Genomic DNA, 20,530 nt, shown 5'->3' on the forward strand with positions numbered 1-20,530 from the left:
CTCGATAAGCCGTTCGGACACCGGTTCAGCATCGTCGGCTGGGTGTCCGGGGTGAGCGGCCTCGACCAGGTCACGGTGCACATCGCCGGCCGCGAGGCGCTGCTGGCGCCCGCGCCGGCCGACCACGGCATCGGCTGGGCGGCGACCACCGCCGCCCCGGTGGCCACCGGAACGCACCCCGTCGAGCTGCACGGGCCCGGCGGGCGGGTCGCGCTGGCGCACTGCACGGTCGGCCGGTTCGAGGAGGACGAACCACTCGTCCTGTTCGAGCTGGACCACCCGCACCCGGAAGCCGACATCGCCGACGACGTGCTGGCGATCAGCGGCTGGGCACTGATGGACGGCTACGCGCCGAGCACCGTGGAGATCCTGGTCGACGGCGCCCCGCCGACCGCGGCGCGGCTGCGGATCCCGCGTGGCGACGTCGCGGGCGCGCTCCCCGACTTCACCGAGGCCGGCACCAGCGGTTTCGAGGCGCGACTGGCACTGGACGTCCCGCCGGGCAGCGAGCACCGGGTCGCGTTGCGGGTCCGGCTGCGGCATCACCAGCTCGGCGAGTGGACGTCGCCCACCCGCTACTGCGTGATCCGGCCACCGTCGCGGGACACCGACGACGAGCGGTTGGCCGGCGAACTGCGGGACCGCTGCGGCCGCATGCTGGCCAGGGTCGGCGCGCGGACCGCCCCCCGGCACGCGCTGGTGTTCGCGCACAGCCTGCGGCTCGGCGGCGGGCAGCTGTGGCTGCAGGAACTGCTGACCGGGCTGGTCAAGCAGCACGGCTGGGCGGCGACCGTCGTCACGCCGCTGGACGGGCCGCTCCGGCAGGACTGCGCCGACCTCGGCATCCCGGTGCACCTCACCCAGCCCTACGCCGTCGACTCGGTCGCGGGCTACGAGGGCCAGGTCGCGGAGCTGGCGCTGCTGGCCAAGTCGACCGGTGCCGGGGTGGCGCTGGTGAACACGCTGAGCGCGTTCCCCGGCGTCGATGCCGCGCGCCGGGCCGGCCTGCCGGTGGCGTGGGCGGTACACGAGAGCTTCCCGTTGTCGACGTTCGCCTACGAGACGTGGCGGGACGGCGTCGACCCGACCGTGCGTGCCCGCTGGGAGGAACTGCTCGGGCAGACCGAGCAGCTCCTGTTCGTCGCGGACGCGACCAGCGACATGTTCGGCCGCTACGCCCCCGCGCACCGGCGGCGGACGGTCCGGTACGGCACGCCGTTCGTCCGGTTCGACGGGCGCACCAGCGGCAAGGTCCGGCACGACGCCCGGCAGCGGCTCGGCCTGCCCGATGACGCGTTGATCGTGCTCAACGTCGGCATCATGGAGCCCCGCAAGGGGCAGGCCGGGCTGATCGCGGCCATGGACAGGGTCCGCAGGCATTACCCGGACGTGCTGCTCACCGTCGTCGGGCACCACCCGTCGCCGTACGGGCTGGCGACCTCGGACCTGGTGTCGCGCATGAAGCTGGGCAACTGGGTCAACCTAGTCGAGGTGCAGCGCGACCCGACACCGTACTTCCAGGCCGCCGACCTGTTCGTGAACAGCTCCGACGTCGAGTCGCTGCCGCGGTCGATCCTGGAGGCCGTGTGCGTCGGCCTTCCGGTGGTGGCCAGCGACGTGTTCGGCGCCAGGGAGATGATCTCCGACGGCCGGTCGGGCTGGCTGTTCGAGCCGAACGACATCGACGCGCTGACCGTCGCGCTGCTGCGGGCCCTGGAGACGCCCGCGCGGCAGCGGGCCGAGATCGCGCAGGCCGCGTACGCCGACCTGGCAGGCTGGCTCGACCCGGCCGGTTACGCCGCCGAGTACTCCGAGGTTTTGAGCTCGCTCACCCGTGGAGGGGAAACACCGTGACCAACGACGACCTTGCCGGGCTGCCCGGCCCGCTGCGGGCCGAGCTGACCCGCCTGCGTGCCGAGCGTGAGGTGCTCGCCGAGGACCGCGACCGGGTACGCGAGGAGCTGGCCGGCGTCACGCGGCAGCTGGCGGAGGTCACCGCCGAGCGGGACGAGCTGGCGGGTGCGCGGGAACTGACCGACCGGCTGGCCGCAGCCGAGCGTGCCGCCGCGGAGGCCGCCGCCGAGGCCGACGCGCTGCGTGCCACGGCCGACGGGGTCCGGGCGGAACGCACCGCGTTGCGGTCGGAGCTGGCGGAGACCAGGCGGGAACGGGACGCGTTGCGGCTGCGGCTGCTGGACGCCGAGCTGAGCCTCGCCGGCAAGTCCGACCAGCTGGGCAGGCCGGGCGCGGGCTCCGCGGAGAGCGAGCAGCGGGCGGCCGCGCTGGCCAGCCAGGTCGCGGAGCTGACCAGCGAGCTGGAGGCCACGAGGGCGACGGTGAGCTGGCGGGTCACCGCCCCGCTGCGGGCCGTCCGCAGGCGCGCGCAGCAGTGAGCGGGCCGGACTTCTGCTTCGTCTCCGGCATCGGCGGCTCGGTCTTCATGGACGAGCTGCTCGACGTCGTCGCCGACGCCGTCCGCCGGGCCGGCGGCAGGGCACGCACGGCCAGCGGACGCTTCCCCGAGCCGGGGCCGGACACGGTCTACCTGATCGTGCCGCACGAGTACTTCGTGGTGACCCCGCCGCACGAGCAGCCCGGGTCCGAGCTGCTGGCCCGCACCATCGGGTTCTGTGTGGAGCATCCGGGGACGCTGTCGTTCGAGCGGACCGCGCAGTACCTGCCGAAGCTGGCGCTGGGCGTCGACATCAACCTGGATTCGACGGCCGAGCTGCGCAGGCAGGGTAACCGCGTCGAGCACTTCCAGCTCGGCTGGACACCGCTGTGGGACCGCTGGGGCGGCGACCCGGACAGCGAGCGTTCGGTCGACGTCACCTACCTCGGCACCGAGGAGCGGCGGCGGTCGAAGTTGCTCGCCGGATACTGGCGTGACCTGGACGCGCTGCGGACCCGGATCATGGTTCCGCCGCACGAGATGATGGGGCCGCGGCGGGTCGACTTCCTGCCCGGCGACGGCAAGTTCGCCCACCTCGCCGACTCCCGCATGCTGATCAACCTGCACCGCGGCCGGTCGGTCGCGCTGGAGTGGGTGCGGGTGCTGGAGTCGCTGTGCAACGGTTGTGTCGTGCTGACCGAGCCGTCGGCCGACGTCGAGCCGATGGTGCCGGGCGAGCACCTGGTGGTCGCGCGTGGTGAGTCGCTGGGCGCGGTGGCCGCGGCGCTGGCCGGTCAGCCGGAGCGGGAACGCGAGCTGCGGATGGCCGGGTACGAGTTCGTCCGCGAGAAGCTGGACCTGCTCGGGTCGGCGAAAATGCTGATGGAGCTGGGGACGGAGCTGATCGGCGGGGTCACCGACCCCGGCGGCGCGCCGGAGACCAGCAGGCTCGCCGCGGCGCCACGGCGTCCGGCGGAGTCGCTGTCGGTGGACACCCCGTCCTGGGACCCCCGGTTCGCGCCCGGCCCGGGTGGCCCGTCCGGCGACTTCGACGCCGCGGCGTGTGTGATGGCGGTCGACCGCATCACCTACGCGCGGCGGGGCGCGGACCAGCGCTGGATCGAGCCGTCGGTGGCGGTGTTCCCGGAAGCCGAGCGCGCGCCGGTCGACGTGCTGCTGGTGCGCAGGCCCGGCGAGCCGGACCCGGCGGGGCTGGTGCACGACCTGCTCGGCGGGACGGTGCTGCCCAGGCAGATCCTGATCGGTGAGGACGGTGCGCTGCCGTCGTCGTCGCCGTTCCCGACGCTGGTGCACGAGTTCCCGCTGGGCCGCGGCTACGCGCGCAACCGGCTGCTGGAACGGTCGCGTTCGCCGTGGCTGCTGGTGGTCGACGCGGGGCTGCGGGCGTCGCCGTACCTGCTGGAACGACTGCTGGAGGCGGACGCGCCGGTGGCGCACTGCCTGGTGGCCGACCCCGTCGAGGGCCTGGTCGGTGCGCTGCCCGCCGAGGAGCGGCGGCTGCGGCGGCTGCCGTATCTCGGGTGCGGGTACCTGGTGCACCGGTCCGTTGTGGACGCCGTCGGCGAGTGGACGGAGAACCCGCTGTTCGACGGGCTGGAGGACCACGTGTTCTGGCGTCAGGTCGTCGCGTGCGGGCACGACAGCGCGCTGGTGCAGCAGATCCTGCTGTCGCGGCTGCGTCCGGATCCCGCGCCGCGACCGGTCGACCTGGACGCCGGACGGGTGTGGGCCGAGCTGGACCGGGTGTAGTTCGCTAGTCCGAACGGGTGAGAAGGGCCGTGTCTTCCCGGCGCCGTGCGTAGTAGAGGCGGAGCATCCGAACGAGGAGGCACGCCCATGTGGTTGCAGATAGTGCTGGTTTCAGCGGTCGCGCTGGTCTTTCTGGTGCGCCTGGTCCACAGCCTGCGCAAGCCCCGCAAGGGCTGAGGACGTCTCGCGTGCATGACCGGCGAACTAGGCCGTTCGTGCCTTTCTTACCCATCTCTACTGGACTCGACTCCAGAAAGCTTCCTGGCGACTACACTCTGCAGCAGTCAAGGTTCGAACAGATCTCACGACTTCGGGGGGAAGTCACGTGGGTTTCGATGCGACGCCCGAGACGATCCAGGCCGCAGGGGTTCAGGCAGCCGAGCTGGCAACCGAGTTGCGTGGTGCCGACTGTGGAAGCCCGGTCAACGAGCTGACCGCAGCAATTCCGGGAACTGAAGCGTCCGGGGCAGGAATGAGCTATGCGACGACCTGGGCGGCGGCGCTCGCCTCATGGTGCGAGGACGCCGACGAGTTCGGCAGTTCGCTCAGCCGTGCAGCCATGAGCTACCGGACAGCCGACGACAACGCACGTACCGAAGTGGTTCGACACGAGCCGAAGCTCGGGGGACCACTCTGATGGTGGGAATCCCTGAGGTGAAACGGTGGAATCCCGCCGCGTTGAACGAGATCGCGTCAGTGATCCAGCACCGGCAGAACGCCCTCATCCACTCAGGCGACGATTTCGGCAAAGTCCTGCCGATAGAGGGTTGGTCAGGCCCTGCCGCATCCAACGCCGATTCCGCACACCACGCCATGATGACCCGACTGCGAACCATGGCAGCGGGAAGCGGCCTGGTGGCCAAGGCGATTCCGCAAGCCGCTGACAGAATCCCCGCCGTCCAGGCGGAAATCGCCAACGCCGAAAACTACCTGAACAAGTACGGTTTCCGGGTTGCTGACGACGGAGCGATTGTCGACACATTCGCCGGGGGCGTGGCGCCGCCAGACTTGCGCCCAGAGGACCGGGAGCGTGCTCGTGTCGAGGGCGGTGCGGCCATCACCGCCGCGCTGCGCACCGCACATAACATCGATGCCGACCTGACAACAGCGCTCCGGCGAGCCGAACGTGGAGAGGTCGATCCCGGAACCGCCCCGACGATCGCCGAAGCGGCAGCCGCCGGAGCGGCTCAGGCGGATGCTCCACCGATTCCCGGTGCACCCCCTCCGCCGCCGACCGACCCGGGGGCTGGACCACACAAGAGCCGCGACGAGAACGCCGCGGACTACCTGACCGCGGTACTGGCCTCGGAGGCCGCCGACTGGGCAGACGGTGCCGGCTGGACACACGCCGCGAAGAACCTCGAGCACTACCTCGGCAATTCGGGTAAGGATCTCAACATGAGCCCCGACGAGATGGCTCGCGACGTTGCCTCGTTCCGCGGACAGGTCGATCAGACAACGGCAGCGCAGATGCGACAGATCGCCGAACAAGCCGCAGCCAACGGCACCTACGGAAAACCGATCCCGTTCAGCTCAGGCTGGCAGGACTACACAATCAGTCCAGACGAGAACAAGGACTGGTTCTATGCGACCGGCAGCGGAAGCTACGCGGTGACCGGTGTGGCCACGGTGCACCCGCCTGATCAGCCTGGAGGCCAGCCCCGGATCGAGATGGACTACAAGACGCACGTCTTCGACCGGTACAACTGGGATGGAGGGAAATCCACCGAAATAGGGCCGTTCACCGTCACCGACCAGCAGCTTGCCGAGTTACACAAGAGCGGTCTCGCCCAGGAATACAACCTGACCGGCTCGACGGATGCGAAGCATTTCTCCGGTACGGTGCCGGCACCTGGCGAACAACCTGGCCTCCCACCCCCGCCCGACAACCGCACGGGCGGTCGAACGGACCCTGGGCGGTGAAGCTGACGATCGTGCCCGACAACGGTTACCCCGCCCGTCCGCTCTTGCTGGTGCTGGCCGGGCTGCTGATGCTGCTGGTCGCCTGCGGCGCCGAACCCGGCTCGCCCCGGGGCGAGGAACCCGCCGATCCGGCCGCAGTCGAGCAGGCCCTGCGCATCGGCCACATCGTGTTGCCGCCGGGCACGCAGGTGCTGGGCGCACAGGCCGATCGCGGGATCGATCAGCTCTACCGCCTGGCCGTCGCCGTCGAACCCGCCTCCGTCGAACCGTTGCTCACCGGATCAGGGTTCACCACGCCACTGGAGCGGGGACGCAAGGTCTTCACCCCCGGAGTCGAGGGATTCCACCCCGACAACGGTTCCGACATCGCCTCGGCCGAGGATCGCCTGCCACCGCAGCCGGGAACACCGGACGTGGTGACCCGTGAGGTTCTGGTCGACCGGACGGATCCGGCCAGACCTGTCGTCCACTGGTGGATCGTCGGTACCTGACTCAGGACACTAGCCGCGCTTGGGCGTCACCAGGCCGGATTCGTAGGCCAGCACCACGAGCTGGGCACGGTCGCGCGCGCCGATCTTCGTCATGATGCGGCTGACGTGCGTGCGCGCCGTGGCGCTGGAGATGACCAGGTGCTCGGCGATCTCGTCGTTGGACAACCCGCCCGCCACCAGGGCCAGTACCTCCCGCTCGCGGTCGGTGATCTCCCGGATCGCGCCGACGTCGATCGTCCTGTGCTCGGGCCTGCCGACGAACTCGCTGATCAGCCGCCGCGTCACGGTCGGCGCGAGCAGGGCCTCGCCGGACGCGACCACCCGCAGCGCCCGCAGCAGGTCGACCGGGTCGGTGTCCTTGAGCAAGAACCCGCTCGCCCCGGCCCGTAGCGCCTGGTAGACGTACTCGTCCACGTCGAACGTCGTCAGCACCAGCACCTTCACACCGGACAGCTCCGGGTTGCCGGTGATCTGCCTGGTCGCCTCCAGGCCGTCGGTACCCGGCATGCGGATGTCCATCACCACCACGTCCGGCCGGTGCTCGACGGCCAGCGCGACCGCCTCGGCGCCGTCTCCGGCCTCGCCGCACACCTCGAAGCCGTCCTCGGTGTCCAGCAGCACGCGGAACCCGGCACGTACCAGCGCCTGGTCGTCGGCCAGCACCACGCGAATGGTCATGTCGCTCCCTCACCGCTCACCGGAAGTTCCGCTCGCACCTCGAACCCGCCGTCGACCACGGACGCCCGCACCCAGCCGCCCAGCGCCTCGGCCCGCTCCCGCATGCCGCGCAGGCCGTTGCCGGTCTTCGGCGGCGTCGCGCCCTGCCCGTCGTCCCGGACGACCAGCTGGAACACGTTACCGCTGCGGCGCAGCCGCACGTCGACGTTCCGCGGCTGGTTCGCGTGCCGGACGACGTTGGTCAGCGACTCCTGCAGGATCCGGTAGGCGGCCTGATCGGTCGGTGCGGGCAGCTGGCCCGGCTCGCCGTGCACCCGCACGTTCAGCCCGGCCGCGCTCGCGTGGTCGATCAGCTCCGACATCTGCTGCAGGCTCGGCGACGGACCGGTCTCCTGCCCACCCCGCAGCACCGCCAGCGTGGCCCGCAGGTCGGTCAGCGCCGACGCGCTGGCCTCCTTGATGTTGTGCAGCGCCTCCTTGGCCTGCTCCGGGCGCCGGTCGGCGACGTGTGCGGCCACCCCGGCCTGCACGTTGATCATCGCCAGGCTGTGTGCCACGACGTCGTGCACCTCGCGGGCGATCCGCAGCCGTTCCTGCTCGGCCATCCGGACGGCGTGCTCCGCGGCCTGGTCCCGCCGTGCCCGGTTGGCGGCCATGCGGTCACGCACGGCGAGCCCGATCCCGATGACCGCGACCACGCCGCCGACAAGCCCGGCGGCTCCCGCTCCCGGCAGCCACTGGCCGTTGGCCGCCACGTAGGTGACGTACAGCCCGAGCAGCAACGCCCCGCCGGCGACGGCACCCGGCACCAGCCCGCGCAGCCGGGTCAGCGTGAACAACGCGACCGCGGGGGCGACGATCACCGGGCCACCCGGGTAGTTGGAGTGGTAGTACGCGATGGCCAGCACCGCGGTGACCGCGAAGACCGGCAGGGGGAACCGGCGGGCGAGCAGCAGCGGCAACGTGGCCGCGAACAGCCAGCAGTAGCCCAGCAGGTCCAGCATCCGTCCGGTGGGCTCGACGAACTCGCCGGGCGCCCCCGGCCACCGGCCCCGCCAGTGCGACGCGCTGGTGGTGGTACCGGCGACGAACCCCGCCACGATGACCGCCAATGCGACGTCACCCGCGCTGGGAACACGCTGCGTGCGCTTCTCCGGAACCACACGTCGAAGTTACGGCACCCGACCGGCCCAGGCGTCCGTTGAAAAGCGGCTGTTGGGTTACGACGTGTGCATTAGGCCGCGTCGAAGTGCCAGGCCAAGTAGCACGCCCGCGAGCACCTGGATCGCACACACGGCCAGGTGCCCCACCGAGATCTCACCGGCGGGCAGCCGCACGGCCGCGCCGGTCAGCAGGGTCCAGCCACCCCAGCCGAACAGCATCCCGCTGCCTGCCCACGCCGCCGCCAGCGCGACGGCCGAACGGCCCAGCGTCCCGGCGATGGCGAGTACCGTCCCCGCGGCCAGCAGCCAGCCGAGCAGATCCATCGGTGCCAGCACCAGCCAGCCGGCCAGCCCGGCGACGGCGACCGCGATCCCGGCCCAGCCCAGCCGGCTCCGGGCCGCACGCGGCGCGAACGCCCCTGGCCAGCGGCGCCGGGCGTAGAGCAGGAACGCCGCTCCCAGCGCCAGCCCCTGCCAGGCGAACCCGCCGTAGACCACGGCCCACACCCAGTCCTTCAACGGCAGGTCAGCCGGCACCTCCCCGCCGAGGAACTGGCCGATCGCCACCGGCGCGGCCGCGACGATCGGCACCAGCAGCCCGAGCCCGACCCACGCCGGGAACAGCACCAGCCACCCCGGCAGCCGCAGGCCCCACGGCAGGGTCAGCGCGAGTGCCACCACCACGGCCGCGAGATCGAGCAGCCCGGTCAGCGCGTTGCCCGCGTACATCAGGGGTGTCCGGACGAACTCCGGATCGTTCAGCCCGACCGTGCCACCGGTCAGCCAGGACACCTTCAGTACCAGGTACGGCACGGTGCCCAGCACCGCCGCACAGCCCAGCACCACCCGGCCGACCGAGGGCCGCTCGACTTTCACCGACAGAACCGCCATGCCACCGAGTCTGCGGCCCGGACCCGCCGCGATCCTCCCGCGTGCGGCCGAGGTCAGTCCCCCTCGGGAGGGAACACCGGCAGCTTGGCCTGGGTGGCCTCGTCGGCCGGGGTGAACGTGGCCAGCCGCACCTCGGAACGCTGGCCGAACCACAGGTAGGTGAACTCGAACCGGAGGTAGCCCGCCTCGGGATGATCGAACGACTTGGTCAGGCTGTGCACGCCCCGCACCTCGTGCTGGTTCCACATCGCCAGGAACTCCGGCGACTCCCGGCGCAGCTCCTTGACCAGGCATTTCCAGCCCGGCTCGGCGACGTGTGTCGCCATCGCCCCACGGAACTGCGCGACGAACCGCGGCATGCTCTCCGGCCAGTCGGCGATCCGGGCCTTCCAGTCCGGGTCGAGGAAACACAGCCGCAGCGAGTTGCGCTGGTCGAACGGCCGCCTGCCGATGTCGGTGAGCCAGTCGTAGCCGCGGTTGAACGCCAGGATGTCGGTCCTGGTGTTCTGCACGACCGCCGGGAACGGTTCGAGCTTGGCCAGCATGCGCCGCACGGGCGGGGTGACGGCCGCCGAGTCACCGTCCAGTGGCAGCACCTCACGGGCTCCGGCCAGCCGGAACAGGTGGGCCCGTTCGTGCGGGTCGAGCCGCAGGGTGCGGGACACCGCGTCGAGCACCTGCTCCGACGCCCGGATGTCGCGCCCCTGCTCGAGCCAGGTGTACCAGGTGACCCCGACACCGGCGAGCTGCGCGACCTCCTCGCGGCGAAGACCCGGCGTGCGCCGCCTGCCGCCCGGGGGCAGGCCCACCTGCTCGGGTGTGATCCGCTCCCGCCTGCTGCGCAGGAAGTGGCCCAGTACGCGGCGGCGCATCGAATCGGGAGTACCTGGGGCTACGGTGGTCACCCAGCCACGATCCCACGGGCGGCAGGCGGTTACCAGGTACCAGGGATACCTGGATAAACACGCACTGGTACCAGGGTCCCCTGCGCCCGAGGCTGGTAGCCGTGACAGTCCAGACCGAACGGCCGACAGCCGTTCTCCCCGCTTCCACGCTGAGCGCACGCAGCCTGTACACGGTGCTGCTGGGCACGGCGCTTCCACTCATCGACTACTTCATCGTCAACGTCGCGCTGCCGACCATCGGCGCCGACCTCGCCACCTCCGCGGCCACGCTGGAGCTGGTCGTCGCGGGCTACGGCGTCGCGTTCGCCACGCTGCTCGTCCTCGGCGGCAGGCTCGGCGACGCCTTCGGCAGGCGCAGGCTCTACCAGCTCGGCCTGACCGCGTTCACCCTCACCTCGCTGGCGTGCGGGATCGCCCCGGACGCCGGCACGCTCGTCGTCGCCCGGATCGCCCAGGGCGCCTCGGCGGCGCTGATGTTCCCGCAGGTCCTGGCCATCATCCAGGCCGGAACCAGCGGGCTGGAGCGGTCGCGGGCGCTCGGCAAGTACGGCGCGACGGCCGGCAGCGCGATGGTCATCGGCCAGCTACTTGGCGGGCTGCTGGTCGCCGCCGACATCGCCGGTACCGGCTGGCGGCCGATCTTCCTGGTCAACGTGCCCATCGGGCTACTGGGCCTGCTGCTGTCCCGCCGGCTCCCGGAAAGCCGGTCCAGCGTGCCGCTGGGCGCCGACCGGCTCGGCACCGCGTTGCTCGGGTTCACCCTGCTCGCCTTCCTGATCCCGGTGACCGAGGGGCGCGCGCTGGGCTGGCCGGTGTGGGCGTGGGTGCTGCTGGCCGTCTCGCCGGTCAGCGCCGTCGCGCTGGTGTGGTCCCAGCGACGTGCCGAACGGGCAGGTCGTACCCCCCTGCTGCCACCGTCGGTCCTGCGGATGCCGGGAATGCGGCGCGGCCTGGCGATCGGCGTGCCGTTCTTCGCCGCGTTCGGCGGCATGATGTTCGTCTACGCGGTGACCCTGCAGGACGGGCTGCACCTGGGACCGGCGCAGGCCGGTCTGGCGATGACCCCGATGGCCGTCGCGTTCATGGTCACCTCGCTGGCCAGCAGCAGGCTGGTGACGCGGTACGGGCACTGGGTGGTCGTGGCCGGCGGCGCGCTGCAGGGCGTCGGGCTGCTGTTGCTCGCCGGAGCGTTCGGGCTGGCCTGGCCGGACGTGACCGTGCTCGACCTGGCACCGGGCATGGTGGTCTGCGGCATCGGGCAGGGCATGGCGGTGACCACCCTGTTCCGCGTGGTGCTGTCCGGCGTTCCAGCCGACCTCGCCGGTGTCGGCAGCGGCGCACTCTCGACGACCCAGCAGGCGTCCAACGCCTCCGGCGTCGCCATCCTGGGCAGCCTGTTCTCCGGGCTCACCGCGTCCGGTGCGCTGGACATGCGCACGGCGTTCCTGCTGGTCCTGGGCCTGCAGCTGGCCGGGTCGATCGTGGTGGTCACCGCCGGGCGCAAGCTGCCGGACCCCCGGGCCTGACCTAGCGCTTTGCCAGCGCTCCCCACAACCGGGTGAGGGGATGCTCCGCGCCGTGCGCGGAGCTTTCCCCTTTCCGGCAGAACACCCCGACCAGCACCTCCTGCGCCGGTTCGAGGTCGCCGTCGAGTTCGAGCACACGTAGCCCGTCGCCCTCGGCCAGCCTGCCGTCCTCGGCGGCCTCGCCGACGCCCCTCGTCACCAGCATGCAGCCCCTGAGCAGGCCGGACGTGAGCAGTTCGATGCCGTACTGGATGGTGTCGATCTCGGCGGCGACGTCCAGCGTCGAGCGGTAGTCCGCGCCGAACCAGCCCTTGAGCACGCCGGTGATCAGCCCCGCCGCGGGGACCACCAGCGGCAACGTGGTCAGCTCGCTGGCCGCGACGCGGGGTCCCCGCAGGCGGCGCTCGGGCAGGTTCGTCAACAGGGACAGCCCGCTGCGCCGCCATTCCATGACGTCGTAGCGTTCCCACAGCGACGAACCGGCGAGGACGCTGCCGCACACCAGGTCCGCCCTGCGATCGTCCAGGCTGGACAGTAGATCCTTGGTCCGCAGGTGGGTCACCTTCAGCTCGATGCCGTCGCGGCGGAAGTCGTCGGCGACCCGCTCGGTGCCGTCGATGAGGAACCCCAGCGTGAACCGGGTGGTGCCGACGGTCAGCGTGGTGCCGAGCCTGCGCCGGGAGTCCTCGACGGCGTCCAGCCAGTCCCCCAGCGTTTTCCTGGCCAGTTCCACCAGTACCTCGCCGGTCGGCGTGAACAGCATGGCCTTTCCGCGTCCCTGCTTTCGCACGAGCGGTTCACCACACAGTTCACCGAAATTGCGGTTCACCGTGTCCAGCTGCTTCTGGATACTCGACTGCTCCCGGCCGAGCAGCCGGGCGGCACCGAGCGCGGTTCCGGTGTCGCGGACCGCGATCAACGTCCGCAGCTGGTCCATTGTGGTGTCCAGCAACGGTTGTGGACTGTCGAGCTGTCTGCTCATGAGGCGAGAGTGTATCGGCAGCCGGAAACTGATCCGCATTACACGACAATTTATCTTCACATTAGTTTCTCGACTCACTGTTCATCACGCCATGGCCCGTGGCACACTCTGGCGCCTCCCCATCCCTTTCCTAGGAGAAATTGCGACGTGAATCATCCACAAACGATGCACCCTGCCCAGCCGACAACACAGCCCGTATCGAAGCCGGGGACGGTGATGGCCGCGGTGGGGGCGGCCATCGCCGCGGCGGCCGCCGCCGTCGTCGGTGCGGTGCTGGTGTTCGCCGGCGGCAAGGAGCTGGCAGAGACGAACCTCAAGGAGGCCATCGACACGCTCGGCCCGAGCATCGGTCTCCCGGACGGCATCACGGCGGCCGACATCGAGTCGCTGTCACCCGCGATGTGGCAGCTGGTCGTCGACGAGCGGGCACAGCAACTCGTCGTGCGCGGGGGCATGGCGGTGTTCTTCGCGCTCTGGCTGCTGATCGCCGGGCTGTGTGCGCGCAACGCGGCGACCGCGGCGAGGGTGCTGATCACCATCGGTGCCGTGTTCTCGCTGCTGCCGCACGTGCTGATCGCCTTTGACCACTCCCCGGTCGCCGTGTCGGCGACGAGCTTCGCGGCGATGGCGATCGGCCTGGTCGCGGTGGTGCTGTGCTGGCTGCCGGCGAACAACGCCTACGTACGGGCACGCAAGGCCGCCAGGTTCGCCTGAACCCCTTCACCCATTCGGGGCATCGGAGCCTGATCGTCCCGGACGACGATGGGTATGTGAACGAACCCAGGGCACGACCGGATCCCGCGTTCGCGCTGCTTGAGCTGTACGACACGGCGCTACCGGAGGTCTACGGCTATCTCCTGGCCAGGTGCGGTGACCGCACGCTGGCTGAGGAGCTGACGTCGGAGACCTTTCTCGGCGCCGTCGCGGCAGCCCGGCAGGCGAACGTGGAGATCGGCGTGCCCTGGCTGATCGGGGTGGCCAGGCACAAGCTGGCCGACCACTGGCGCAGGCTCGAACGGGAGCGGCGCGGCCTGCGGCTGGTGCACCAGGACGAGCAGCAGCTGGTGGATCCGTGGGACGCCGAACTGGACGCCCTGCGGGCCAGGCAGGTACTGGCCCAGCTCGAACCGCACCACCAGGCCGCGCTGACCCTGCGGTACCTGGACGGGCTCGGCGTGCCACGAGTGGCGGAGCTGCTCGGCCGCACGGTGCACGCAACCGAGGCGTTGCTGGTGCGGGCTCGCTCGGCGTTCCGGCGGGCCTACGAGGGAGGTAAGGATGACTGACCCCTTCGACGCGCTGCGTGCCGAGAACACGCCGGTGGCCCCCGATCCCGCGTTCGCGGCGGAGCTGCGTGCGCGGCTGGTGGACGCCGTGCTGAACGGAGACGACATCACGAGTGACCGGGTGACGGCCACCGTCCACGCGCTGACGCCGTACCTCGCGGTGTCCGACGCCCGCGGGGCGATGAGGTTCTACGTCGACGTGTTCGACGCGACGGTGCGTGGCGAGCCGGTCATCATGACCGACGGCAAGGTCGGCCACGCCGAGGTCGCCATCGGCGACTCGGTGCTGATGCTGGCCGAGGAGTTCCCGGAGATCGGGCACACGGTCGCGGCGAGCGGCGGGCCGCTGATCCGGGTCGAGGTGCTCGACGTCGACCGGGCGGTGGCGCGGGCGAGCGAGCTCGGCGCCAGCGTCGACCGCGCGCCGCGGGACACCGGGCACGGCTACGGAGCGAACATCACCGACCCGTTCGGTCAGCGCTGGATGCTGGCCCAGCGGCCGGGCTGACAAGGAAGGAGGTGCCGGTTGGCGGATGTGACGTATGCGGACTGGCTGGACAAGCTGTGGAACGGCGACCTCGACCGGCTGGAGGATCTGGCCGCCGAGGTGGTGTCGGCCGACTTCACCGGCACCTGGCCAGGGCGGCCCGGCTTCGTGACCGGGCCCGGCGAGCTGGCGGCGGTCATCCGGGAGGGCCGCACCATGTTCGACGAGCTGCGGTTCGAGGTCGAGGTCGGTCCCCTGGCCGACGGCGACCTGGTGGCCGCCCGCTGGGTGGGCAGGGGGCGGTACCAGGGTGAGCCCGTCGAGTTCCGCGGGCACGACCTGCTGCGACGCGACGGCGGCCGCTTCGTCGAGTACTGGGTGATCGCCGAGGACCCGGTTCAGCGGCCGACGGCGTAGCCCTGCATGCCGCGCGGGTTGGCCGCCGCCTTCAGCAGGCCGGTCGCCGGGTCGCGGGACACCGCCGACAACCTGCCCAGCGACCACGGGCCGCTGTCGGTGACCAGGTGCCCCCAGGACCGCAGCTGGTCCACAGTGGACTGGCCGAGCCTGGACTCGACGAGCAGGCCGCGCGGGGTCCAGGCACGCGGGTAGAACGAGTCCGGGAACGCGGTGGTGTGCCAGGCCGGTGCGTCGATGGACTCCTGCAGGTTCAGTCCGGCGCCGACGTGGGCCAGCCAGAAGCAGAGCTGCCACTGGTCCTGGCAGTCGCCGCCGGGCGTGCCGAACGCCAGCACCGGCTCGCCGTCCCGCAGCGCCAGCGACGGCGACAGCGTGATCCGGGGGCGCTTGCCGGGGGCGAGCGAGTTGGGCAGGCCCTGCTCCAGCCAGAACATCTGCCCGCGGGAGTCCAGGCAGAAGCCCAGCCCGGGAATGGTCGGGCTGGACTGCAGCCAGCCGCCGGAGGGCGTCGCGGAGATCATGTTCCCCGCGGCGTCGACGATGTCGATGTGCACGGTGTCGCCCTTCGTCGCCCCGCCCGGGGTGACGGTGGGCTCGCCGGTGGCCCCGCCGGACGCCGCCGCGTGCTCGGCCTCGGCCAGCCTGGCCAGCAGGCCCGGCATCCGCGGGTCCCGGCCACCCGGTGCGCCGGGGCGCAGCTCGGCACTGGCCGTGTCGCCGATCAGTGCCCGGCGGGCGGCCGTGTACTCGGCCGAGAGCAGGTCGTCGAGCGGGACGTCGGTGTCGCCGTACCACGCCTCCCGGTCGGCGAAGGCGAGCTTGGCCGCCTCGGTGGCCAGGTGCACGGTGCGGGCCGTCGGCACGCCGTCCACGTAGGACAGTTCGTCGCGGAACCCGTCCAGGAGCAGCAACGTCTGCGCCAGCGCGGGGCCCTGCGTCCAGCCGCCGCACTTGACCAGGCTCCAGCCGTCGAAGTCCACCACCAGTGGATCCTCGTAGCTCGCCTGCCAGGCGGCCATGTCCTCGGCGGTGAGCAGCCCGGCGTGGTCGCGGCCCGAGTCGTCGCGGACGGCCTGGCGGGCGAACGCGTCCACGGCCTCGGCGACGAAGCCCTGCGACCACGCCCGCCGGGCGGCGTCGATCTGTGCCTCCCTGCCGGTGGCCGACTCCGCCTCGTCGAGCAGCCTGCGCCAGGTCGCGGCCAGCTCGGGGTTACGGTGCAGCGTCCCGGCCGCCGGCGGCTTCCCGCCGGTCAGCCACAACGCGGCCGACGTCGGCCAGTGCTCACTGAACAGCCGCTCGACGGCGGTGACCGTCTCGCCGACGCGCCCGACCAGCGGCACCCCGTTCTCCGCGTAGGACAACGCGTACCGCAGGACGTCACGCAGGCTCTTCGTGCCGTGGTCACGCAGGAGCAGCAGCCAGCCGTCCCACGCCCCGGGCACGGTGGCCGGGAGCAGACCGCTGCCCGGGATCAGGTCCAGCCCGAGGTCGGCGAAGTGCTCGGGCGTGGCCGCGGCGGGCGCGCCGCCCTGGGCGGCCAGCATGCGCGGCCGCCGGTCGTCGGCCGTGACGAACAACGCGGGGACCTGGCCGCCGGGGCCGCACAGGTGCGGCTCGGCCACCTGCAGGACGAAACCGGCGGCGACAGCCGCGTCGAAGGCGTTGCCGCCGTCCTCCAGCACCGCCATGCCGGCGGCCGAGGCCAGCCAGTGCGTGGTGGCGACCATTCCGTGGGTGCCGGACAGTTCGGGTCGGGTCGTGAACACGACCCTCACCGTAGAGCGACGGGGATCCTCGCGTGCGGGCGGCCGATGCCCTGCCAGATCAGGCCGGCGTCGAGCACGGTGTGTGGGTCGAGCAGGTTACGCGTGTCGACGACCGTGTCGCCCACCATCAGCTCGGCCATGTAGGCCCAGTCCAGCCTGCGGAACTCGTTCCACTCGGTGAGCAGCACGACCACGTCCGCGCCCTTGGCGACCTGGTACGGGTCGTCCACCACGATCATGCCGGGCAGCTCACCGCCGACCGCCGGGTCGTACGCGGTGACCTCGGCGCCGTGTGCGAACAGCGCCGACGCGACGGCCAGCGCGGGCGAGTCCCGCAGGTCGTCGGTCCCGGCCTTGAACGCCAGCCCGAGCACACCGACCCGCGCCCCGGACAGGTTCCCGCCGACGGCACCGGCGATCTTGGCCAGCACCCGCTCCCGCTGGGCCAGGTTCTCGCTGATCGCGGCCGTCAGCATGGTGAAGTCGTAGCCCGCCGCCTCGGCGAACCGCACCATGGCGGCGGTGTCCTTCGGCAGGCAGGAGCCGCCCCAGCCGGGCCCGGGCTTGAGGAACGACCGGCCGATGCGGCGGTCGTGGCCCATGCCCTCGGTGACGGCCTCGATGTCGGCGCCGAGCCGCTCGCACAGCTCGGCGACCGCGTTGACGTAGGACAGCTTCATCGCCAGGAAGCAGTTGGCGGCGTACTTGACCAGCTCGGCGCTGGCCGCGTCGGTCACCACCACCGGCGCGGACAGCTGCTCGTACAGGTCGGCGACCCGGCGGGCGGCGGCCTCGTCGTCGGAGCCGACGACGATCCGGTCCGGGCCGAGGAAGTCGGCCACCGCGGTGCCCTCACGCAGGAACTCCGGGTTCGACACCACCGGCACGTCGGCGCGGCCGAGCAGCGCCCGGATCCGGCGGGCGGTACCCACCGGCACGGTCGACTTGGTGACCAGCGCGCAGCCGGACGGCACGGTGTCGCGGATCTCGTCGGTCACCGCCTCGACGGCCCGCAGGTCGGCGGAGCCACCGGCACCCATCGGCGTCGGCACGCACAGGAAGACCGCGTCCGCCGTGGCCACCGCCTCCCTGGCCCCGACGACGAACGAGAGCCGGCGGGCGGCAAGTCCCCTGCCCACCAGCTCGGCCAGCCCGGGCTCCAGGATGTCCACTCGCCCGGCCGAGAGCCGGGCCACCTTCGCCTCGTCGACGTCCACGCAGGTCACCCGGTGGCCGAGGCTGGCGAGGCACGCCCCGGTGGTCAGTCCGACGTATCCGGTCCCCACTACCACGATGCGAGCTGAGCTCATGGTCGAAAGGTGACAGCCGGAGTTGACCCGTGCACTAACGGAAGCGGACACCCCCGCGTACTCCGCACGAAGGGGCGGGGGTCATGATGCGAACGAGCGTTAACTGACGGAGGAAGGACACGGGATGCAGATCACCGACACCGCGGCCATCGTCACCGGCGGCGCGTCCGGTCTGGGCGGCGCGACGGCGAAGGCCCTGGCCGAGCGGGGTGCCCGGGTGTTCGCACTGGACCTGGCCGGCTCGATCGAGAAGGCCGGGCAGGTCGACGGCGTGACGTACGTCGAGACCGACGTCACCGACGGCGACCAGGTACGGGCAGCCGTCGAGCAGGCCGCCGGCTCCGGCGTACCGCTGCGGACGGTGGTCAACTGCGCGGGCATCGGCCCGTCGGCACGGGTGCTGTCCAAGAAGGGGCCGCACGACCTGGACCTGTTCCGCAAGGTCGTCGAGGTGAACCTGATCGGGACGTTCAACGTGCTGACCGTGTCGGCCGAGGCCATCGCCGCGACCGAGCCGCTGGACGACGGCGCCCGCGGCATCGTGGTCAACACCGCGTCGGTGGCGGCGTTCGACGGGCAGATCGGGCAGATCGCCTACTCGGCGTCCAAGGGCGGGGTCGTCGGCCTGACCCTGCCTGCCGCCCGCGACCTGGCCTCGCACGGCATCCGGGTGGTCACCATCGCCCCGGGCATCATCGACACCCCGATGCTGGCGACGGTGAGCGATGAGTTCCGCGCCGGCCTGGCCTCCGGTGTCCCGTTCCCGAAGCGCCTCGGCCGCGCCGACGAGTACGCCGCCCTGGCGCTGTCGATCATCGACCAGGACTACCTCAACGGCGAGGTCATCCGCCTGGACGGCTCGCTGCGGATGGCCCCGCGCTGACCTACAAATCGCCCATGTAGGGAATCGTGTTCGCGGTGGTGGACATCCACTCCCGCAGCGCGCGGGTGGCCTGGACGTCGTCCTCGTTGTACCGCAGCAGCCGCTCACGCTGCGCCGCGTCGGGGGGCTCGCCGTCCATGCCGACCGCGTCGCGGTACCACCGCATCGACGCCTCGCCGCCGGCTTCGGGATCACGCCAGCTGAAGCCGGCGACGGGGGCGATCACCTTCAGCCCCTTGCCGCGGGCACACAGGAACTGCTCGGTGACGCCCTGGAACAGGTCCACCCACTCGTCGGAGTCCACAAAGGACTGAATATCGGCGTGGGCCGGCATTCCCTCCGCTCCGGCGAAGCGGCGGGTGGAGCCGAACAGCCAGCGGTTCTCCGCCAGCGCGTTGTAGCAGTAGGCCCGGAACGTCAGCCCGGCCGCGGCGGCACGCGAACGCACCTCGGTCAGCCAGGCCCAGAACTCGGCGAACGAGCGCGCCTCGTCCGGCGTCGGCAGCGGCTCCCAGGTGGCGAACGCGTGATAGCCCTGCCGCATGCCGATGTCGGCGCCGGACAGCAGGCAGCCCCACAGGTAGGCACCGGAGTCGCCGAAGCTCTCCATGTCGATGTCGACCTCGACGTCGGCGCGGGCGACCTGGACCTCGCGCACCGTGCGCACCATCGTCAGCCCGGCCAGCCACGCCCTGGCCAGCACCACGTAGTTGCCGAACAGCTCCATGTTGGAGCCCGCGGGCGGCCCGGCGTCCGGGTCGAGCTTCGCCAGCGCGTCGACGGTGGCCACCCCGGCCCGGCGCAGCTCCATGGCGTCCTCGCCGCGGACGACGAGGCTCACGTCGCGGACCTCGCGCAGCTCCCGCTCGCACACCGGCCACCACGGGCAGTGCTTGCACTCCAGGATCCGCGACGGAATGGCCAGCGGCTCGTCGCCCTCGGCCGCCGCGCGGGCGATCGCCATCCGGTCGGCGAACCGGGCGTCGTACTCGGCCAGCGCGCTGCGCCCACCCGGCCAGGTCGGCGCGTTCAGGTCGTGCCACACCACGACGTCGGCGTCCAGGCCGATGACGCCACCGATCGCCCTGCCCGGCTCGGCCCTGCCGGTCGCCTGCAGCAGCCGCCGGACGTGGGCCAGCCGCATCTGGTCCCTCGGCTGCGAGCGGACCTTCCGCCGCTCGTCGGGACGGGCGTTGGCCGGGTTCAGGTCGGTCAGCTCGGTGGTGCTGGCGCCCTCGCCACGGTCGGTGATGCGGTGCCGCACGACGAGCACCGGCAGGTAGCCGGTGGACGTGCGGACCAGCACCTCGACCCCGCCCCGGCGGCCACCGGCGCGGTCGGTCGGCAGCAACGCGCCCCAGATGAAGTCGGCGCCGGCGTCGAGTGCCTTCTCGGTGGCCTCGACCCGCTCGGCCGCCGTCCACTCCCGCGACACGCTCACCCACTCGCCGCGCGAGGCGTCCATCAGGCGCCTGGCGATCGTGGCGCGGTGCGTCGCGGCGTCGGCGATCCGCTGCGCGGAGGCCGGATCGGGCGGCGCCAGCGGGACCTCCCGCATCGCCGGGTCGTGTTCGAGGTGCACTCGACGCCGGCAGCGGCTGACCGCTCCCGCATCCAGCACTACCTCGGAACTCACGTGACCACTCTAGGTGCA

Annotated in this window: 20 protein-coding genes; 12 read left to right on the forward strand and 8 right to left on the reverse strand. The window is 71.7% G+C overall.

The window, feature by feature from the left end; all coding sequences use genetic code 11:
- The first annotated feature begins 42 nt into the window (after positions 1 to 42).
- The 6 genes from EWH70_RS21455 to EWH70_RS21480 all read left to right on the forward strand — a co-directional run bounded on the left by EWH70_RS21455 (position 43) and on the right by EWH70_RS21480 (position 6,576).
- On the forward strand, positions 43 to 1,854 hold the full coding sequence (locus EWH70_RS21455) for a glycosyltransferase family 4 protein (protein ID WP_240687125.1): 1,812 nt from the start codon (positions 43 to 45) through the stop codon (positions 1,852 to 1,854).
- The gene (locus EWH70_RS21460) at positions 1,851 to 2,393 is read left to right on the forward strand and encodes a hypothetical protein (protein WP_130477236.1); all 543 of its coding nucleotides are present in this window, start codon (positions 1,851 to 1,853) and stop codon (positions 2,391 to 2,393) included. The genes EWH70_RS21455 and EWH70_RS21460 overlap by 4 nt, the downstream gene beginning before the upstream one ends.
- Positions 2,390 to 4,162 carry a glycosyltransferase family protein gene (locus EWH70_RS21465; RefSeq protein WP_240687126.1) on the forward strand — a complete coding sequence of 591 codons (1,773 nt, stop codon included), beginning with the start codon at positions 2,390 to 2,392 and terminating at the stop codon, positions 4,160 to 4,162. Before EWH70_RS21460 ends, EWH70_RS21465 begins: the two co-directional genes overlap by 4 nt.
- A gap of 325 nt (positions 4,163 to 4,487) precedes the next feature.
- Entirely contained in the window at positions 4,488 to 4,799 is a 312-nt protein-coding gene (locus EWH70_RS21470) for a hypothetical protein (protein ID WP_130477237.1), read from the forward strand.
- 41 nt (positions 4,800 to 4,840) lie between these two features.
- On the forward strand, positions 4,841 to 6,085 hold the full coding sequence (locus tag EWH70_RS21475; RefSeq protein ID WP_130477238.1) for a hypothetical protein: 1,245 nt from the start codon (positions 4,841 to 4,843) through the stop codon (positions 6,083 to 6,085).
- Positions 6,082 to 6,576, forward strand: coding sequence for a hypothetical protein (locus EWH70_RS21480; RefSeq protein ID WP_130477239.1), 495 nt, complete (start codon positions 6,082 to 6,084; stop codon positions 6,574 to 6,576). Before EWH70_RS21475 ends, EWH70_RS21480 begins: the two co-directional genes overlap by 4 nt.
- Positions 6,577 to 6,585: 9 nt before the next feature.
- On the opposite strand, the gene EWH70_RS21485 is transcribed toward EWH70_RS21480, so the two are convergent.
- Genes EWH70_RS21485 through EWH70_RS21500 form a run of 4 tightly spaced genes read right to left on the reverse strand, consistent with a single transcriptional unit; the run spans position 6,586 to position 10,180 of the window.
- Positions 6,586 to 7,254, reverse strand: a complete 669-nt coding sequence (locus EWH70_RS21485; protein ID WP_130477240.1) for a response regulator transcription factor — start codon at positions 7,252 to 7,254, stop codon at positions 6,586 to 6,588.
- Positions 7,251 to 8,417 carry a sensor histidine kinase gene (locus EWH70_RS21490; RefSeq protein ID WP_130477241.1) on the reverse strand — a complete coding sequence of 389 codons (1,167 nt, stop codon included), beginning with the start codon at positions 8,415 to 8,417 and terminating at the stop codon, positions 7,251 to 7,253. Before EWH70_RS21490 ends, EWH70_RS21485 begins: the two co-directional genes overlap by 4 nt.
- Positions 8,418 to 8,474: 57 nt before the next feature.
- Positions 8,475 to 9,308 carry a hypothetical protein gene (locus tag EWH70_RS21495; RefSeq protein WP_130477242.1) on the reverse strand — a complete coding sequence of 278 codons (834 nt, stop codon included), beginning with the start codon at positions 9,306 to 9,308 and terminating at the stop codon, positions 8,475 to 8,477.
- 53 nt (positions 9,309 to 9,361) lie between these two features.
- Entirely contained in the window at positions 9,362 to 10,180 is an 819-nt protein-coding gene (locus EWH70_RS21500) for a helix-turn-helix transcriptional regulator (RefSeq protein ID WP_130477243.1), read from the reverse strand.
- Positions 10,181 to 10,314: 134 nt separating this feature from the next.
- Between EWH70_RS21500 and EWH70_RS21505 the strand changes: the two genes are divergently transcribed.
- Positions 10,315 to 11,739 carry an MFS transporter gene (locus tag EWH70_RS21505; protein ID WP_130477244.1) on the forward strand — a complete coding sequence of 475 codons (1,425 nt, stop codon included), beginning with the start codon at positions 10,315 to 10,317 and terminating at the stop codon, positions 11,737 to 11,739.
- A 1-nt stretch (position 11,740) separates the two neighbouring features.
- On the opposite strand, the gene EWH70_RS21510 is transcribed toward EWH70_RS21505, so the two are convergent.
- Positions 11,741 to 12,721: a LysR family transcriptional regulator gene (locus EWH70_RS21510; protein ID WP_240687127.1), complete on the reverse strand. Its 981-nt coding sequence runs from the start codon at positions 12,719 to 12,721 to the stop codon at positions 11,741 to 11,743.
- A 216-nt stretch (positions 12,722 to 12,937) separates the two neighbouring features.
- Between EWH70_RS21510 and EWH70_RS21515 the strand changes: the two genes are divergently transcribed.
- Genes EWH70_RS21515 through EWH70_RS21530 form a run of 4 tightly spaced genes read left to right on the forward strand, consistent with a single transcriptional unit; the run spans position 12,938 to position 14,911 of the window.
- The gene (locus EWH70_RS21515; protein ID WP_130477245.1) at positions 12,938 to 13,435 is read left to right on the forward strand and encodes a hypothetical protein; all 498 of its coding nucleotides are present in this window, start codon (positions 12,938 to 12,940) and stop codon (positions 13,433 to 13,435) included.
- Positions 13,436 to 13,491: 56 nt separating this feature from the next.
- Positions 13,492 to 14,007, forward strand: coding sequence for an RNA polymerase sigma factor (locus EWH70_RS21520; RefSeq protein ID WP_130477246.1), 516 nt, complete (start codon positions 13,492 to 13,494; stop codon positions 14,005 to 14,007).
- Positions 14,000 to 14,515 (forward strand): VOC family protein, encoded by a 516-nt coding sequence (locus tag EWH70_RS21525; protein WP_130477247.1) that lies wholly within the window; start codon positions 14,000 to 14,002, stop codon positions 14,513 to 14,515. Before EWH70_RS21520 ends, EWH70_RS21525 begins: the two co-directional genes overlap by 8 nt.
- A 27-nt stretch (positions 14,516 to 14,542) precedes the next feature.
- Positions 14,543 to 14,911: an ester cyclase gene (locus EWH70_RS21530; RefSeq protein ID WP_130477307.1), complete on the forward strand. Its 369-nt coding sequence runs from the start codon at positions 14,543 to 14,545 to the stop codon at positions 14,909 to 14,911.
- Here EWH70_RS21530 and EWH70_RS21535 read toward each other — a convergent pair.
- Positions 14,893 to 16,683, reverse strand: a complete 1,791-nt coding sequence (locus tag EWH70_RS21535; protein WP_165436357.1) for a gamma-glutamyltransferase family protein — start codon at positions 16,681 to 16,683, stop codon at positions 14,893 to 14,895. The genes EWH70_RS21530 and EWH70_RS21535 overlap by 19 nt on opposite strands.
- 5 nt (positions 16,684 to 16,688) lie before the next feature.
- The gene (locus EWH70_RS21540) at positions 16,689 to 17,993 is read right to left on the reverse strand and encodes a UDP-glucose dehydrogenase family protein (protein WP_130477248.1); all 1,305 of its coding nucleotides are present in this window, start codon (positions 17,991 to 17,993) and stop codon (positions 16,689 to 16,691) included.
- A gap of 124 nt (positions 17,994 to 18,117) precedes the next feature.
- On the opposite strand from EWH70_RS21540, the gene EWH70_RS21545 reads away from it, so the two are divergent.
- Positions 18,118 to 18,876 carry an SDR family NAD(P)-dependent oxidoreductase gene (locus EWH70_RS21545; protein WP_130477249.1) on the forward strand — a complete coding sequence of 253 codons (759 nt, stop codon included), beginning with the start codon at positions 18,118 to 18,120 and terminating at the stop codon, positions 18,874 to 18,876.
- A 1-nt stretch (position 18,877) separates the two neighbouring features.
- Here the strand turns inward: EWH70_RS21545 and EWH70_RS21550 are convergent, their stop codons facing one another.
- The gene (locus EWH70_RS21550; RefSeq protein ID WP_130477250.1) at positions 18,878 to 20,512 is read right to left on the reverse strand and encodes a TM0106 family RecB-like putative nuclease; all 1,635 of its coding nucleotides are present in this window, start codon (positions 20,510 to 20,512) and stop codon (positions 18,878 to 18,880) included.
- Positions 20,513 to 20,530: the final 18 nt, after the last annotated feature.

Source organism: Amycolatopsis suaedae, from assembly GCF_004214935.1.
Taxonomy (GTDB): domain Bacteria; phylum Actinomycetota; class Actinomycetes; order Mycobacteriales; family Pseudonocardiaceae; genus Amycolatopsis; species Amycolatopsis suaedae.